We start from the raw sequence: 16,359 nt of genomic DNA on the forward strand, positions 1-16,359 counted from the left end.
TTCAGCGGTAGCGCACCAGCCAGCCGAAAGCGGCCAGCGAGATGCCCAGATAGATCAGGCTGGGCGTGGCGGCCACCGCCCACGGCGTCCAGCCCTTGAGCAGGCCCAGATGGCCGGCCAGATTGTTCAGCAGCACAAAGCTGATGCCCCCCATGATGCCGCCGAAAACCTTCAGGCTGATGCCGCCGGCGCGGCCATGCAGATAGGCGAAGGGCAGGGCCAGCGCCACCATCACCAGGCAGGCAAAGGGGTAGAAGGCCTTGCGCCAGAACTGGATGTCATGCTGCTGGGCCGACTGTTCCTGGGCCGACAGGTGCTGGGTGTAGCGGTAGAGCTCGGCGGTCGACATGGTCTTGGCCGGTAGCAGCGCGGCGCTGATCACATTGATGGTCAGGCCGCTGGGCCAGTCCAGCGTGGCCAGTTTCTGTTCGCTGACCTGGGGTGTGCCATCCGCCGCCGTCTGCCAGCGGGTTTGCAGGACTTCACTGAGGCGCCAGACACCATTGGGTTCGACCTTGGCGCTGGCCGCCTCGGTGCGCGACAGCAGGCCGCCCTGGGCGTCGAACTCGAAGATGCGCACCTTTTCCAGCTCGCCCGGCGCCTTGGCGCGCTGCACATTGACCGAATAGCTGCGCTCGACGCCGCCGATCTGCTGTTTGTCCTTGAGCCAGGCGCTGTTGCCGTTGCGGGCGACCCCGCCGGTCAGCCGGGCGCGCTGCTGCTCGGCCTGGCGCTCGAACTGCGGGGCCACATAGTCGCCCACCACAAAGGTCAGCGCGGCAAATCCGAGGGCCAGCGTGGTCAGCAGGCTCAGCGCGCGGCCGGGGCCCAGGCCGCCGGTGCGCAAGATCGTGAACTCGCTGGACTGGGCCATGCGGGCCAGCGAGTAGATGCTGCCGATCAGCACCGCGATCGGGAACAGCTCGTAGAAATGGCCCGGCTGTTCCAGCAGGGACAGCCAGGCGGCCTGGCCGGCGCCGATGCCGCGGCGGCCCAGACGGTCGAGCTCATCGACAAAGTCGATGAAGTAGAACAGCGACAAAAAGGCCAGCACGACGAACAGCACCGAGCCCAGGATGTCGCGGTAGAGCAGGCTGCGGACGGTTCTCATGCGGCCGCTCCCTTGACCGCTCGGCCGCCGCTGCGCAAGGGCAGCAGCAGCCGGTTGCCCTGGTCGCGCAGCCACAGCAGCGACAGCGCGATGAAGAGGGCGCCGCCATGCACGGTGGCCAGCGCGCCGCCCATGCCCATGCGCCCGGCGGCGACCCAGGACTGCGACAGATTGATCAGATTGAAATAGACCACAAAGCTCAGCAGGGCGAACAGCAGGTTCCAGTTATTGGCCCGGCGCGGGTTGGCGGCCGACATGCCTATGCCCAGCAGCACCATATTGACCGCGCCCAGCGCGATGCCCAGGCGCCAGGTCAGCTCGCCGCGCTGGCGCAGATTGGCGCTGCGCAGCAGGTCCAGCGTGTCCATGGCCTTGGGCGGCAGGGCCTCGACCGAGCGCATCACCTGGCTGTCGGCCAGCAGCCGGTAGCGCTCGAAACGGGCCAGGCTCTTCTCGCCGCTCTGCCGGTTCATCTCGTTGCGCTGGCCCTGCTCCAGCACCAGGTAGCGGTCGCCGTCCTCCAGTTCGATATGGCCTTTGTGCGAGGTCGTGACCGACTCGCTGTGTTCGGTGTTGCTGAGGATGAAGACATTGCGGCCGACCCGGCCGCCATTGCCGGCATCGCTGTCGCGGTCGATGAAAAAGACCCGGGAGCCGTCTCGCGAGCTCTGGAACTGGCCCGGCGCGACGCGCGAGAGATCCGAGCGCTTCTCGTAGCTCTCCTTGAGCTGGGCGCTGTTGCGGTTGCCCCAGGGCCAGACCACCAGCACCAGCGCGAGGATCACGATCAGCACCGGCCAGGCGGTGCGCAGCACCGGCTTGACGAAGCGCGACAGCCCGATGCCGCTGGCGAACCAGATCGTCATCTCGGACTCGCGGTACATGCGGCCCAGGGTCGCGACGATGGCGACGAACAGCGACAGGCTGAGCATGGTCGGCAGATGGCCCAGGGCGGCATAGCCCATCAGCAGCAGCACGTCCTGCGGCGCCACGCTGCCGCCGGCCGCCTGGCCGAGGGTGCGGATCAGCATCATGGTCAGGACGATGGTCAGGATGACCACGAGGGTCACGCCGAAGCTGCGCGCCAGCTCTTTGCGTACGGTGGAATCGAATAACATCCGGGCACTTTATTTATTCCACGACATTATGGACTTCCGTACTCAGTCTGCGTCCCTGGACGCGTTGGCCGGCGTCAACGCCGATGCTTTGATCCTGCTGGTCGGCGGCGATACCGTGCCGGCTGGGTTGGATGCCAGCGTCGCGGCGGCGCTCAAGGACGCGATCAAGCTCGGCGATTTCGAGCTGAAGGCCGGCAAGACGCTGGTGCTGCAGCGCGTGGCCGGCGTCAAGGCGCCGCGCCTGGTGCTGGCGGCCATCGGCAAGCCCTCGGTCAAGGCCGCCCGTGCGGCCGTGCTGGCGGCGGTGACGGCGCTGAAGAGCCGCGGCGCCGCGCACGCCGCCGTGGCGTTTGTCGGTATCGAGAGCCTTAGCGAGAGCCTGGTCGAGCAGACCGTGCTGGCGGCCGCCGAAGCGCTCTATTTGTACCGCAACACCAAGCCCAGCGCGGCCAAGCCGGCGGCGCTGGACAAGCTGACCCTGCTGGCCGACAAGGCCGACGCAAAGACGGTCAAGACCGGGCTGGCGCGCGGCGAAGCCATCGCTGCCGGCATTGCGGTGGCGCGCGAGGCTGCCAATCTGCCGCCGAACTATGCAACGCCGACCTATCTGGCCGAGCAGACCAAGGCCCTGGGCCGCAGCCATGGCATCAAGGTCGAGGTGCTGGACCAGAAGGCGGTCGAGAAGCTGGGCATGGGCAGCTTCCTGTCGGTGGCCAAGGGCTCGGATGAGCCGCTGCGTTTCATCGTCGCCCGCTATGAAGGCGCGGCCAAGACGGTGGCGCCGGTGGTGCTGGTCGGCAAGGGCATCACCTTCGACTCGGGTGGCATCTCGCTGAAGCCGGGCGCCGGCATGGACGAGATGAAGTTCGATATGGGCGGCGCGGCCAGCGTGCTGGGCACGCTGCGCGCGGTGGCCGAACTCAAGCCCAAGCTGAATCTGGTGGTCATCATCGCGGCCTGCGAGAACATGCCCAGCGCCCGCGCGGTCAAGCCCGGTGATGTCGTGACCTCGATGTCGGGTCAGACCATCGAGATTCTGAACACCGATGCCGAAGGTCGCCTGATCCTGTGCGACGCGCTGACCTATGCCGAGCGCTTCAAGCCGGCGGTGGTGGTCGACGTGGCCACGCTGACCGGCGCCTGTGTGATCGCGCTGGGCGGCGTGCGCAGCGGCATGTACGCCAGCGACGACGAGCTGGCGGCTTCGCTGTCGGCCGCCGGCGAGGCGGCGCTCGACCCCTGCTGGCGCCTGCCGCTGGACGATGAGTACGAAGAGGGCCTGAAGAGCAACTTCGCCGATGTGGCCAATGTGGCCGGTCGCGAAGGCGGCTCGATCACGGCGGCCAAGTTCCTGCAGCGCTTCGCCTCGAAGTACCGCTGGGGCCACCTGGACATCGCCGGCACGGCCTGGAAGGGCGGCGGTGCCAAGGGCAGCACCGGCCGCCCGGTCGGTCTGCTGACGCATTTCGTGCTGTCGCAGGCGCGTTGATGCGGATGGTTCGGGGCGAGCCGGCATGACGGCGGTCAGCTTCTACACTCATGTGCCGGAGCGCCTGAGCTATCTGTGCCGCCTGCTGCGCAAGGCGCAGCAGAGCGGTGCCAAAGTGGCGGTGGTCGGCCCGGCCCCGCTGCTGGATCGGCTGGATGCCGCGCTGTGGAGCTTCGAGCCGACCGAGTTCGTGCCGCATCTGCGCTGGCGCGGTGCCGCCCAGTCCGGCCTGCTGGCTGTCACACCGATCGTGCTCGCCGAGCGGGCCGGCGAGCAGCCGCATCGCGAGGTATTGCTGAACCTGGGCCCCGATCTGCCCGAAGACTTCGAGCAGTTCCAGCGTGTGCTGGAGGTGGTGTCGCGCGAGCCCGAGCAGATGCAGGCGGGCCGCCAGCGCTTCAAGACCTACAAGGCCATGGGGCATGAGGTCACTCATCACGAGGTTGGCGCTTGAGCCCGCATCCGCCGCGCGTCGTGCCGACGCTGACCGAGGTGCTGGACGAAGGCAGCTGGCAGCCAATACCGCCAGCGGCCAGCGTTGAGCCGGCCCCCGGTGAGGTGGATTTTGAGCTGGATCTGGGCTTTTCGGCTGCGCCATCAGCGCCGCCTACCCCCGTGCCGGAACCGCTGGACGAGGTGGCAGACCGCATGCGCGAGGCCTTGAGCCCTGCGCTGACTCAGGACCTTGATCAATGGTTGGAACACAGCCTGCGTGCGACGCTGGAGCGGGCGACCGCGCAACTGCATGAGTCCCTGATGCTGGAGTTGCGGCAGCAACTGGCGCCGCGTCTGGAGCAGATGGTGGAGTGTGCCGTACAGGACTGGCTGCAACGCGAGCGGCGGGGCTGCTAGCTCGGACGACCCTGTCAACCACGGCCGGGAATCCGCGTTCTGGCAGGGCTGAGTTCGAATTCAATCTGTGGCCAAACCCGCTCCCAGGCCCGCGCTTTCCCCATGGAGAAGCGTTCTGATTTCGGTTATGTTCCTTGGGTTGATATCTCAACAGCAATAGCTCTCCTTCTTCCAACTCGGAGGTAATTCATGCAAGTTAAGTTGAATGTGATTGTTGGCGCGGTCGCTGTGGTGCTGAGCGGCACCGCGATGTCGCAAGAGCTGGTCGTCAAGATCGGCCATGTCGGCCCGACCAGCGGCGCGATTGCCCACCTGGGCAAGGACAATGAGTTGGGCGCCCGCATGGCCATCGATGATCTGAACGCCAAGGGCGTGACCATCGGCGGCAAGAAGGCCAAGTTCGAGCTGCTGGCCGAAGACGATGCCGGCGATCCGAAGCAGGGTACGGCTGCGGCGCAGAAGCTGATGGACTCCAAGGTCAACGGCGTGATCGGCCACCTGAACTCGGGTACCTCGATCCCGGCTTCCAAGGTCTATAGCGACGCTGGCGTGCCGCAGATCTCGCCGTCGGCGACCAACCCCAAGTTCACCCGCAACGGCTACAAGACCGCCTTCCGCGTCGTCGCCGATGACGTGCACCTGGGTGGCACGCTGGGCAAGTACGCCGTCAAGGAGCTCAAGGGCAAGTCGATCGCAGTGATCGATGACCGCACGGCCTACGGCCAGGGCGTGGCCGACGAGTTCGAAAAGGGCGTCAAGGGCGCGGGCGGCAAGGTCGTCGGCCGCGAGTTCACCAACGACAAGGCCACGGACTTCACCGCCATCCTGACCTCCCTGAAGGCCAAGAAGCCCGATGTGGTCTTCTTCGGCGGCATGGATGCGGTGGCTGGCCCGATGCTGCGCCAGATGAAGCAGCTGGGCATCGAAGCCAAGTTCATGGGCGGCGACGGCATCTGCTCGGGCGAGCTGCCCAAGCTGGCAGCCGGCACGATGGCCGACAACCAGGTGGTCTGCGCCGAAGCCGGTGGCGTCGAGGGCGAGTCCAAGAAGTCGATGGACGATTTCAAGGCCAAGTTCAAGGCCAAGTACAAGGCCGATGTGCAGATCTACGCACCTTACGTCTATGACTCGGTCAATGTGATGGTCGATGCGATGGTCAAGGCCGGTTCGGCCGAGCCGGCGAAGTACCTGCCGGTGCTGGCCAAGACGGACGGTTACAAGGGTGTGACCGGCACGATCTCGTTTGACAACAAGGGCGACATCAAGAACGGCGCGCTGACCCTGTTCACCTACAAGGCCGGTGCCCGTCAGCAAATCGCTGTCGTGCGTTAAGCGAGTCCCGCACAGGCCATCGTCGTTTTTCGACATTGAGCCCAAGCGCCCACTTCGGTGGGCGCTTTTTTGTTGCGTTGAGGCAAGCGTTGTTCGGCGCGAGGCCAAGCAATGGTGCGCGCTTGTGCAATACGCACGCGAGCGGCCAGCCGCCATGTCAGCGGTTCATCCAAATGCGTTCTACTGCGTCACTGGCAGGTTCAGGTCACCGTCAGCGCCTCGTAGTCGACTGGTTTTGAACACTTGTTTGTCTGCGTTGCCAGGGGTGGGGATCAGGGTTTGGCCGTCAAGATCAGTTCTCCGCTTTCAAGGACAGCGCACCCTTTAAACGGGGGGCTTTCAAGAGAGGGTCAGGAGGGCATGATTCGGGCGCAATGCGGATTTCCGATTTCGGCCTGCCAGGCAGTTCGGGTCCCGTTCGGTTCGAGATAGGTGGCTAGAAAGGTCGCATGCACCGAGCCAGGGCAGCCGGCAGGCAGTTCCTCAACAACGGCACACCGTTTTTGAGGCAGGCGGAAATCAAACTCGGAAGCAGTGTCCAGCTGCCGGGTCCAGCGATTGGGGATGAGCATGGTTCGAATATTCAATCACTACTTGCATAGGCGCACGCTGCTTCAGGTTTTCTTTGATCTAGGCCTGATCATCGTGGCTGTGTTTGCGGTGGTGCTGAGTCAGGGCGAGGGTGCCGGCCAGGTCATCCCGTTCGCGGCCTCCCAAGGTCTGTCGCTGGCTGGCTGCATGTTTGTGATCAATTCGGCTACGGGTTTCTACCAGCATGTGCACAACCGCTCGGTGACCGAGTCCTGCGCACGCGGCTTGTTGGCCTTGCTGGTGGCGCTGCCGCTGGCTTATGGCATTTTCAGTTTTCTGCCGGCCAGTGCGGACAACCGCGACTTGATGACTTTTGCGGCCATGGCATCGGTGGCTGCCGTGTTGGTGCATCGGGTCTATGCCGCACATTCGGTCTCCCAGTCGCAGACCAAGACAAAGATTCTGATCTTCGGTTCCGGTGAGGCGGCCAAGACCGTGGGTCACACACTGCGGGCTGCGGATCCCCATGCCCAGATCGTCGGTTACTTCGCCGGTCCGAATGAGGTGGAACCGGCCGTGCCTCGCTCGCAGCTGATCGAGGCTCAGGGCAGCTTGACCGAGACGGCTTTGCGCCTGGGCGTCGATGAAATTGTCGTGGCCCTGTCGGAGCGTCGCGGTGGCAGCATGCCTCTGCGGCAGTTGCTGGATTGCAAGCTTTATGGCGTTCGTGTCGTCGACATCGCCACCTACTTTGAAAAGACCCTGGCTCAGATCAAGATCAGCCATGTCAATGCCGGCTGGCTCATCTTTGGTGACGGTTTCAACCAAGGGGTGATCCGCACCGCCGTGAAACGCAGCTTTGATCTGGTGTTCTCGGCCCTGATCCTGCTGCTGGCAGCGCCCATCATGCTGATCACGGCGGTGATGGTGGCATTGGAGTCGCGTGGCCCGGTTTTCTATCGCCAGGAGCGCGTTGGGCTGAATGGCGAGGTGTTCAAGGTCATCAAGTTCCGCAGCATGCGTACCGATGCCGAGAAAGACGGCAAGCCGCGTTGGGCCAGTGTCAATGATGACCGCGTGACGCGCGTGGGCCGATTCATTCGCCGGGTTCGCATCGATGAACTGCCGCAGCTGATCAATGTGCTGAAGGGTGAGATGAGCCTGGTCGGCCCGCGGCCCGAGCGTCAGTACTTTGTCGACGAACTGGTCGCGCAAGTTCCGTATTTCGCGGTACGCCATAGCGTCAAGCCCGGCGTTACCGGCTGGGCGCAGGTTCGTTATGAGTATGGCTCCACGGTCGAGGATTCGGTCGAGAAGCTGCAGTACGACCTCTACTATGTGAAGAACCACACCTTGTTCCTTGATCTGCTGATCATGTTGGAGACGGTGGCGGTTGTGCTGACGGGCAAGGGTGCCCGCTGAGCCCGATCGAGTTGGCGGCCCGGTGCCGCTGGCTGGCTCCGCCTGATCGTGCATGGTTGAACAAGGCATGCTAGCCGGGGAACTCGATATCAGCCTGCTGTCCTACGGGCTGGCTTGTCTGTGCTACGTCGGCCTCTTCATTTTGTATGCAGGCCGCCTATGGCGCATCGGTGATCGCCTGACCCCTGCCAACTGGCTTTTTTGTGCCGCTTTGCTGGCAAGTGTGGTCTGGGCTGCGATTGGTTTGGGGGCGCATTACCGTCCTTGGCGATGGTTGGGTGATTTGCTGCTGCCGACTGCCGATATCCTGCGCTATGGCCTCTGGTTTGGCTTCATTTTGCTGCTGTTGCGGCCAGCATGGGCTGAGCGCCCGCAGCGTGCTTTGCCCCTCGCCGCAATCGCGGCTCTGTTGCTGGCGCTGAGTCTGCAGCTGATCCAGGAGTTCGGCCCTTATCGGATTTCCGCACTCGAGCGTCCTGTTGCATTCTCCGGCCTGGCCCTCGCTGTGGTGGGTCTGATGCTGGTCGAGCAGTTGCTGCGCAGCATCAAGGGTGATGCCCGCTGGAGCGCCAAGCCTGTTTGCCTCGCCTTGGGCGCGCTCTTCATCTTCGACCTCTATACCTACTCCCAGGCCGCGCTGTTCAGGCAGTTTGACGGTGATGCGATCGGCATACGTCCGGCGGTACATGCGATTGCCGTACCCCTGCTGTTCATTGCCTCGCGTCGCCACAAGGATTGGTTGTCCAAGCTGCATGTTTCGCGCGCAGCGGTGTTCCATTCGGCGACCCTGCTGATCGCCGGCGCCTATCTCCTGCTCGTCTCGGCGGTTGGTTACTACGTTCGCTATACCGGTGGCAACTGGGGGCGGGCCTTGCAGATGGCGCTGATGGTGGTCGGTCTGCTGGCCTTGGTGATGGTGCTGCTCTCGGGCGCCATGCGAGCCAAGCTGCGTGTCTACATCAGCAAAAACTTCTTCAGCTATCGCTATGACTATCGCGAGGAGTGGCTTCGTTTCACGGCGATGCTCTCGTCTCAGAGTTCGCCGCAGGAACTGGGTATTTCGGTGATCAAGGGCTTGGCCAATCTGGTCGAAAGTCCCTCAGGCACCTTGTGGCTACGGCATGGCGTGCAGGCCGAGTATTCGCAGTCGGCGCACTGGAATATGCCGGCGCGCAGCGAGCGCGAGCCGGCCGATTCGCCGATGGCGCAGTTTCTTCGCCAGCGGCATTGGATTGTCGATTTCGACGAACTGCGGCGCGCGCCGCAAAGCTATCCCGGCTTTGAATGCCCGCCCTGGCTGCATGAAGATGCGCGCTGCTGGCTGCTGGTGCCCTTGGTGGTCGGTGCCGAGCTGATCGGCTTCGTGCTGCTCGGCCGACCCCGCACGCCCTTGGAGCTCAACTGGGAGGTGCGCGACCTGTTGCGTACGGCGAGCAGCCAGGCCTCCAGCTACCTGGCCCAGATGCAGGCCACTGAGGCGCTGCTGGAGGCGCGCAAGTTCGATGCTTTCAACCGCATGTCGGCCTTTGTGGTGCATGACCTGAAGAACATCGTGACCCAGCTGTCTTTGATGATGAAGAATGCTCGCCGGCTGCGCGACAACCCGGAGTTCCAGGAAGACATGCTGGCCACGGTCGAGAATTCCTTGGAGAAGATGCGTCAGCTGATGCTGCAGTTGCGTGAAGGGGAGTCGCCCCACGGCCTGTCGCGCGGTGTGGACCTGGCGCCGATTGCACGACGCCTTGCTGCCGCTGCCCAGAGCAAGGGTCGGGAATTGCAGCTGGATATTCAGGCAGCGGCAAGCACCCGCGGCCATGAGGAGCGGGTTGAACGGGTCATTGGTCATGCGGTGCAGAATGCCTTTGATGCCACCCCCGAGCAGGGCCGGGTGTGGCTGCAACTGAACGTCGAGGGCAGTTATGCGCGCATCGAGGTGGGCGACACGGGTTGCGGCATGTCCGAGGAGTTCATCCGCACCCGTTTGTTCAAGCCCTTTCAGACCACCAAGTCCAGCGGCATGGGCATCGGCGCGTTCGAGAGTTTTCAGTACCTGAACGAACTCGGAGGCAAGATCAACGTGGACAGTGAAATCGATCGTGGCACCAGAATTACCATCTTGCTCCCTCTGTTCCGCGCCTCGCAGGCTTCGGACCTGGGTATGCTCGGCGCCAAATGACAACACCCCGCCAACAACCACTGCTGATCGTCGAAGATGATCTGGCCCTGCAGAAACAGATCAAATGGTCGCTCGATGGTTTCGAGTCGGTGCTGGCTGACGATGGTCCTTCGGCGCTGCTGCAGTTTCGGCGCCACTCACCCGCCGTGGTCACGATGGATCTGGGCCTGCCGCCCGACCAGGACTCGGTGACCGAGGGCTTCAAACTGCTGGAAAAGATGCTGGAGCTCGACCCTGGCGTCAAAGTCATTGTGTTGACCGGCCAGAATGATCAGAGCAATGCGCTGCGAGCCATTCGTCTTGGCGCCTACGACTTCCTGGCCAAGCCGGTCGATCCCGATGTGCTGAGCTTGACGGTCGAGCGCGCCTATCGGCTCTACGAGTTGCAGCAGGAGAACAAGCGCCTGCAGACCCAGCAGCAGAGCGAGGCGCTGGGTGGCCTGGTCACGCGCGATGCGCAGATGCAGAAGCTGTGCCGCACGATTGAGAAAGTAGCGCCCAGCGATGCGACCGTGCTGCTGCTCGGCGAGAGCGGTACCGGCAAAGAGCTGCTGGCCCAGGGGCTGCATGATGCCTCAAAGCGCAAAGGGCGCTTCGTCGCGATCAACTGCGCGGCCATTCCCGAGAATCTGCTGGAAAGCGAGCTGTTCGGCTATGAGCGCGGCGCGTTCACCGGTGCCAATAAAACGACCATTGGCAAGATCGAGACGGCCAATGGCGGCACCTTGATGCTGGACGAGATCGGCGATCTGCCTCATGCCTTGCAAGCCAAGCTCTTGCGTTTTCTGCAAGAACGCACGGTGGAGCGCGTGGGCGGTCGACAGGAGATTGCCATCGATGTTCGCGTCGTCGGTGCCACTCACCAGGACCTGAAACAACTGATTGCCGATGGCCGTTTCCGCGAGGATCTCTACTACCGGCTGGCCGAGATCGTGGTCGAGATCCCGCCTCTGCGCCAGCGCCAGGGCGACGCGGTGTTGTTGTGCCACTCTTTTTTGCGGCGCTATGCGGCCGAGCAGCGCCGCAGCCAGCTGAGCCTCAGTGAGGAGGCGGTCCGCATGATCGAGGCCTATCACTGGCCGGGCAATGTCCGTGAGTTGCAGAATCTGATGAAGCGTGCGGCCATCATGGCCGATGGCGATCGCCTGACCGGGGAAGACCTCGGCTTGCCGCAGCCCGCCAACGACGCCGATGGGGCGATAGCGACCCTGGATTTGCGTACTGTCCGAGAGCGTGCCGAGCGCGCTGCGGTCGTGACGGCGCTGGCGCGTGCCGATGGCAGCATCGTCAAGGCCTCCGAGATACTGGGCGTGAGTCGCCCGACCTTGTACGACCTGATGAGCAGGCTGCAAATCAAGTAACACCGAAGGGGAGAGCGCAGTGAAAGTCAAGCACGTATTCAAGGGCAGCAGCGTGGGCACGAAGACCTTGGCCGTGTGGCTGACGGCCCTGTCGATGACGGGATGTTTCAGCGACTCGCCCGAGCAGTTGCTGGCCTCGGCCAAAAGCCATCTGGAGAAGAAAGACAGCAAGGCGGCGGTGATACAGCTGAAGAACGCCTTGCAGGGCAATGCCAATCTGGCGGAGGCGCGCTTTCTGCTGGGCAAGATCCTGCTTGAAAGCGGTGATGTCAGCGGCGCGGTGATCGAGCTTGGCAAGGCCCGCGAGCTCGGCTATGCGAATGATGAGTTGACGGCCCTGCTGGCGCGGACTTTGTCTTTGCAACTGCAGTTCGACAAGCTGCTTGCGGACTATGCCAAGGTCGAGTTGGCCGCCCCCAAGCCAATGGCCGATCTGCAGACGACCCTGGCGACCGTTTACGCCTTGCGCGGCAATCAGGACGAGGCAAGGAGTCGTATTGATCGGGCCTTGAAACTCGATGCGGGCAATGTGAGCGCTCAGCTGGTCCAGGTGCGCTTGCTGGCCGGTTCCGGCGGTACAGCGCTGGCCTTGCCGGCCCTGGAGTCGGTGCTGTCCAAGCATGCCGAGTTCGCCGAGGGCTGGCAGCTCAAGGGCGAGTTGCTTGCTTTCGCGGGGCGAAACGACGAGGCGATCACGGCTTTCCGGGAGGCCTTGAAGTTCGACAAAAGCAATGTCGCTGCTCACAACGGTCTCTTGTCTCTGCTGACTACGAAGGGTGATCGCGCCGCGACCGACAAGGCGTTGGCTGACTTCAAGGCCGCCTTGCCCAATCACCCACAGCTGCGCCTTTTCACCGCCAATCAGGCGATGGAATCCGGCGACCTGAAGACCGCGCGGGAAAACGTGCAGGTCTTGCTGAAGGGGGCACCTGAAGACGGGCGAGTTCAGTTCCTGGCGGGGGCCATCGAGTTTCGCCGTGGCGCTCTGCTGCAGGCGGAGACCCATCTGAACAAGGCGCTTCGGCTGGCGCCCAATACCAAACGCGTCCGGGTCTTGCTCGCGCGAACGCATTTGCGTGCCGGCGAGGCTGCCAAGGCGCTGACCGTGCTGCAGCCGGCGCTCAATGACGGCAAAGCAGATGCCGACATCTTTGCGGCCGCTGCCGAAGCCCACTTCCTATTGGGCAATGCCAAGCAGGCCGAGGACTATCTGCAGCAAGCGGTCAAGCTCAACCCCCAAGACGCGCGCAGCCGCACAGCCCTGGCTGTCGCCAACATCGGCAAGGGCCGCAGCGACCAGGGTCTCGACGAGCTGCGTGCCATCTCGGCCGAGGACAGCGGCGCAACGGCCGACCTGGCTTTGATCAGCGCCTTGGTACGCAAGGGCGAGAGCGACAAGGCCTTGCAGGCGATCGATGCGCTCGAACTGAAGCAGCCCAACAAGCCCTTGGCGCCCATGCTGCGCGGCGGTGTCGAGCTCCGGCGTGGCAATCAAGCCCAGGCACGTTCGGCTTTCGAGGCGGCCTTGAAGGCTGATCCGGTGTACTTCCCGGCCGCAAGCAGCTTGACCGCGATGGACATCGCGGACAAGAAGCCAGAACTCGCCATCAAGCGCTTCGAGAAGATGTTGGAGACGGACCCGCGGCATGTGCAGGCCCAGATGGCCATCGTCGGTTTGCGGGCACAGGCCGGCGCACAGCCGGGCGAGTTGATCGAGCTGTTGACCAAGGCGGTGAAACAGAATCCCGAAGCGCTGGCGCCTCGTGCGGCCCTGGTGCGCCTGCAGCTTGAGCGCAAGGAAAACAAGCTGGCGCTGGCGGCGGCTCAGGAAGGCGTGGCGGCCTTGCCCGACAGTCCTGAGTTGCAGGAATTGCTCGGGCAAGTCCAGATGGCGACCGGCGACAGCAACCAGGCCTTGATCGCCTTCAACAAGATGGCTTCTCTGCAGCCCACATCGCCTCAACCCTTTATGCGAATTGCCGAGCTGCACATGGCAGGTAAGAACCAGGCAGCGGCGGCGCAAAGTTACAAACGGGCTTTGAGCGTTAGGCCTGATTTTGTGCCTGCCCATACCGCCCTGCTGGCGCTGGAGATTGCGGCGGGGAAGATCAGCGAAGCCCGAGCGCAAGTGCGTACCTTGCAACAGCAAAGCCCCCAGAACCCGGCCGGCTACGAGCTTGAAGGGGATCTCGAAGCTCAACAGAAGAACTGGCCCAAAGCTGTGGCGGCCTACCGCAGCAGCCTGGACAAACGTGCTCAGACCGACTTGGCCATCAAGCTGCATCGCAGCCTCCTGGCCGCAGGCAAGGGGGGGGAGGCCGCCACCTTCGAGGCGGCATGGCGCAAAGACCGCCCCAAGGACAGTGCGTTTATTTTCTACCTCGGGGACGGCGCGCTCTTGCGCTCCGATCATGGCCAGGCCCTGGCCTTCTATCAAGAGGTTCTCAAGCTCCAACCCGATAACCCGGCCGCCAACAACAATGTGGCTTGGCTGCTCAAGATGGCCAAGAAACCCGGCGCCCTGGCATATGCGGAAAAGGCCAATCGCCTGCGTCCCAATCAGCCTCCGTTCATGGATACGCTGGCGGAGATTCATGCCGACGCGGGTCAGTTTGACAAGGCCTTAGAGGTTCAGCAGCAAGCCGTGAAACTGGCGCCCGAGGTGCATTTGCACCGGCTGCATCTGGCACGCTATTACCTGCGGGCCGGGCAGAAATCGGCAGCCCAGGAGGAGCTGAAGAAACTGGCTGAACTGGGCGACAAGTTTGCCCAGCACGATGAGGTGAAAAAACTGCAGGCTGAACTCTGAGCCGCAAATGTGACAGCTTGTGAGTGACACTGGGCTCTGTTAGCCTCGACCGCATCAGGGTAGACGGCGGCCAACGGAGAATGTGGCATGACGCAAATTCAGCGATCCAGTTTTAGGAAGAAGTTTCATCATGGACTGCGGCGCCTTTTCGGCGTTTTGCCGGCCCCGGCACGCTTCGAGATCTACCGTCGGATGGTTGATTGCGACCCCGATCCCGATGCCCGCCTGCAGCTGAAGATTGCCGAAACCCGCGAAGAACTCGAGGACTGTTTCAAGATTCTTCATGATGCCTATGTGGCCAGCGGCTTCATGAAACCCGAGCCGTCGGGCATGCGCATCACGCCGTACCACGCTCTACCGACTACCACCACGCTGTGCGCCAAGTACGACGGGCGCGTGGTGGGCACCATCTCGATGATCAGAGAAGGTGTGTTTGGTTTCCCGCTGCAGTCGGTGTTTGATCTGGAGCATGTGCGGGCTCAAGGCGGTCAGATCGCCGAGATTTCCGCATTGGCGGTGCATCCGGACTTCCGTAAAACGGGGGGAGCCATCCTGTTCCCGCTGATGAAGTTCATGCATGAATATTGCACCGAGTTCTTCGATACCCGACATCTGGTGATCGCGGTCAATCCCGAGCGGATTGAGCTCTATGAGGCCTTGTTGTATTTCCAGCGCTTGCAGGAGACCGTGGTCGACAACTACGACTTCGCCAATGGCGCGCCGGCCGTTGGCGCCACGCTTGATCTGAAGCATGCGTCGGATGTTTTTCGCGCCGGCTATCGGGGCCGGGCCGCTCGCAAGAATCTGCACAAGTATTTCTTTCAACTCAAGCTCGAAAATATCCAGCTGCCGCGGCGACGCTATTTCACGACCAATGATCCGGTCATGACGCCGGCCCTGCTGGACCACTTCTTCAACAAGAAGAGCAAGGTGTTTGAGGAACTGGATGATCGGAAGAAAGCACTGCTTTGGTCCATCTACGGTTTGGTGGAGTACCGCTCGGTGCTGCCGATGCTGCGCGGCGATGCTGTGGCCGGACATCCCTTGCGTCAGCATCAACGCTACTCGATCCGTTGCCCCGGCGTGGTGACCTTTGATACGCCGGAGGGCAAAAGGCCTTTTGTGCTGCATGTCATCGAAGTCTCGCTGTCGGGCTTCCAGGCGGAGTGCAAACTGGATCTGGAACTCGGGCAGTCTGGCCAGGCAACGATAGAACTGGGTAAATCCGAACATTCGACGGTCACTGTCTCGGCGGTGCGTCGGCGCGAGACCGAGGCTGGTGTATTCATCGGTTTCAGGCTTGATGAGCCTGATCGCATCTGGCGTCAATGTGTGGCCGCACTCGAGGTCGGACAGACCTCGGATGATTTGATGCAATGAAGCGCCGGCTGCTGCTTCTTCGGTCGGCAGGTGTCGCGGGCCTGCCTTGGTGGGCGGCGCCGGCGAGCGCCGATCTGCCGGCCTTGATCAAGCGTGCAAAGCCGTCTTTGCTACTGGTCGGCACCTATGCAGAGACCGACAGTCCCCGGTTTGCATTCCGCGGCACTGGTTTTGTTGTCGATGATGGTCGACATGCGATCACCAATGCCCATGTACTGCCACCGACCTCGGACGAAGAGCGGCAGCGCAAGCTGGTCATCCAGGTACCGCAAGGCGATGGGCGATGGGGCATGCGCCCAGCCGCCGTGCTCAGCCTTGACAACGCGCATGATCTGGCGCTGCTGCGTTTTGATGGCCCCGAAGTTCCTGCCCTGCAACTGAGTCAGAGTGCCAGTGCTCAAGAAGGGCAGGCGATCGCTTTGATGGGTTTCCCGGTCGGTGGTGCCCTGGGCTTTTCCCCGGTGACCCATCGGGGCATCATCGCAGCGATCACGAGCATTGCCTTGCCACCGCCCAGTGCTCAGACGCTCAATGCCCGGGCGATACGTCAGTTGCGCGACGGTGCTTTCGATATTCTCCAGTTGGATGCTACGGCCTACCCCGGCAATAGCGGCGGCCCGGTCTTCAATCTGGATACGGGAGAGGTGCTGGGCATCGTCAACATGGTGTTCATCAAAGGCAGCAAGGAGACAGCCTTGACCCAGCCCACGGGAATCAGCTACGCCATCCCTGCGCACTATGCGGCTCGCTTGCTCGCCAAGCGCTAGCAAGCAGGCGC

At 63.0% G+C, this 16,359-nt stretch carries 12 protein-coding genes; 10 read left to right on the forward strand and 2 right to left on the reverse strand.

Features of this window, described 5'->3' with window-relative positions; all coding sequences use genetic code 11:
• Position 1 precedes the first annotated feature (1 nt).
• Together lptG and lptF are read right to left on the reverse strand one after the other, a co-directional pair.
• Positions 2-1,111: an LPS export ABC transporter permease LptG gene (gene lptG, locus O5M90_RS01560; RefSeq protein WP_269841686.1), complete on the reverse strand. Its 1,110-nt coding sequence runs from the start codon at positions 1,109-1,111 to the stop codon at positions 2-4.
• The gene (gene lptF / locus O5M90_RS01565; protein WP_269841685.1) at positions 1,108-2,229 is read right to left on the reverse strand and encodes an LPS export ABC transporter permease LptF; all 1,122 of its coding nucleotides are present in this window, start codon (positions 2,227-2,229) and stop codon (positions 1,108-1,110) included. The genes lptG and lptF overlap by 4 nt, the downstream gene beginning before the upstream one ends.
• Before the next feature lie 28 nt (positions 2,230-2,257).
• Between lptF and O5M90_RS01570 the strand changes: the two genes are divergently transcribed.
• From O5M90_RS01570 to O5M90_RS01615, 10 genes are all read left to right on the forward strand, one after another.
• Positions 2,258-3,718, forward strand: coding sequence for a leucyl aminopeptidase (locus tag O5M90_RS01570; protein ID WP_269841684.1), 1,461 nt, complete (start codon positions 2,258-2,260; stop codon positions 3,716-3,718).
• Between the two features lie 25 nt (positions 3,719-3,743).
• On the forward strand, positions 3,744-4,172 hold the full coding sequence (locus O5M90_RS01575) for a DNA polymerase III subunit chi (RefSeq protein ID WP_269841683.1): 429 nt from the start codon (positions 3,744-3,746) through the stop codon (positions 4,170-4,172).
• Complete coding sequence (locus O5M90_RS01580; protein WP_440401784.1) at positions 4,169-4,570, forward strand: hypothetical protein; 402 nt, start codon at positions 4,169-4,171, stop codon at positions 4,568-4,570. The genes O5M90_RS01575 and O5M90_RS01580 overlap by 4 nt, the downstream gene beginning before the upstream one ends.
• Before the next feature lie 189 nt (positions 4,571-4,759).
• Positions 4,760-5,902 carry a branched-chain amino acid ABC transporter substrate-binding protein gene (locus tag O5M90_RS01585; protein ID WP_137940706.1) on the forward strand — a complete coding sequence of 381 codons (1,143 nt, stop codon included), beginning with the start codon at positions 4,760-4,762 and terminating at the stop codon, positions 5,900-5,902.
• Positions 5,903-6,466: 564 nt separating this feature from the next.
• The gene (locus tag O5M90_RS01590) at positions 6,467-7,855 is read left to right on the forward strand and encodes a TIGR03013 family XrtA/PEP-CTERM system glycosyltransferase (RefSeq protein WP_332909516.1); all 1,389 of its coding nucleotides are present in this window, start codon (positions 6,467-6,469) and stop codon (positions 7,853-7,855) included.
• Positions 7,856-7,907: 52 nt separating this feature from the next.
• Positions 7,908-10,031 carry an XrtA/PEP-CTERM system histidine kinase PrsK gene (gene prsK / locus O5M90_RS01595; RefSeq protein WP_269841681.1) on the forward strand — a complete coding sequence of 708 codons (2,124 nt, stop codon included), beginning with the start codon at positions 7,908-7,910 and terminating at the stop codon, positions 10,029-10,031.
• Positions 10,028-11,392, forward strand: coding sequence for a PEP-CTERM-box response regulator transcription factor (gene prsR, locus O5M90_RS01600; RefSeq protein WP_440401785.1), 1,365 nt, complete (start codon positions 10,028-10,030; stop codon positions 11,390-11,392). The genes prsK and prsR overlap by 4 nt, the downstream gene beginning before the upstream one ends.
• A 19-nt stretch (positions 11,393-11,411) precedes the next feature.
• A complete protein-coding gene (gene prsT, locus O5M90_RS01605; RefSeq protein ID WP_440401786.1) occupies positions 11,412-14,201 on the forward strand; it encodes an XrtA/PEP-CTERM system TPR-repeat protein PrsT in 2,790 nt (929 codons plus the stop codon).
• 87 nt (positions 14,202-14,288) lie between these two features.
• Complete coding sequence (locus tag O5M90_RS01610; RefSeq protein WP_137940702.1) at positions 14,289-15,581, forward strand: GNAT family N-acetyltransferase; 1,293 nt, start codon at positions 14,289-14,291, stop codon at positions 15,579-15,581.
• Complete coding sequence (locus tag O5M90_RS01615; protein ID WP_137940701.1) at positions 15,578-16,348, forward strand: S1C family serine protease; 771 nt, start codon at positions 15,578-15,580, stop codon at positions 16,346-16,348. The genes O5M90_RS01610 and O5M90_RS01615 overlap by 4 nt, the downstream gene beginning before the upstream one ends.
• Positions 16,349-16,359: the final 11 nt, after the last annotated feature.

The sequence above is a fragment of the Paucibacter sp. M5-1 genome, assembly GCF_027498415.2.
Classification (GTDB): Bacteria; Pseudomonadota; Gammaproteobacteria; order Burkholderiales; family Burkholderiaceae_C; genus Roseateles_E.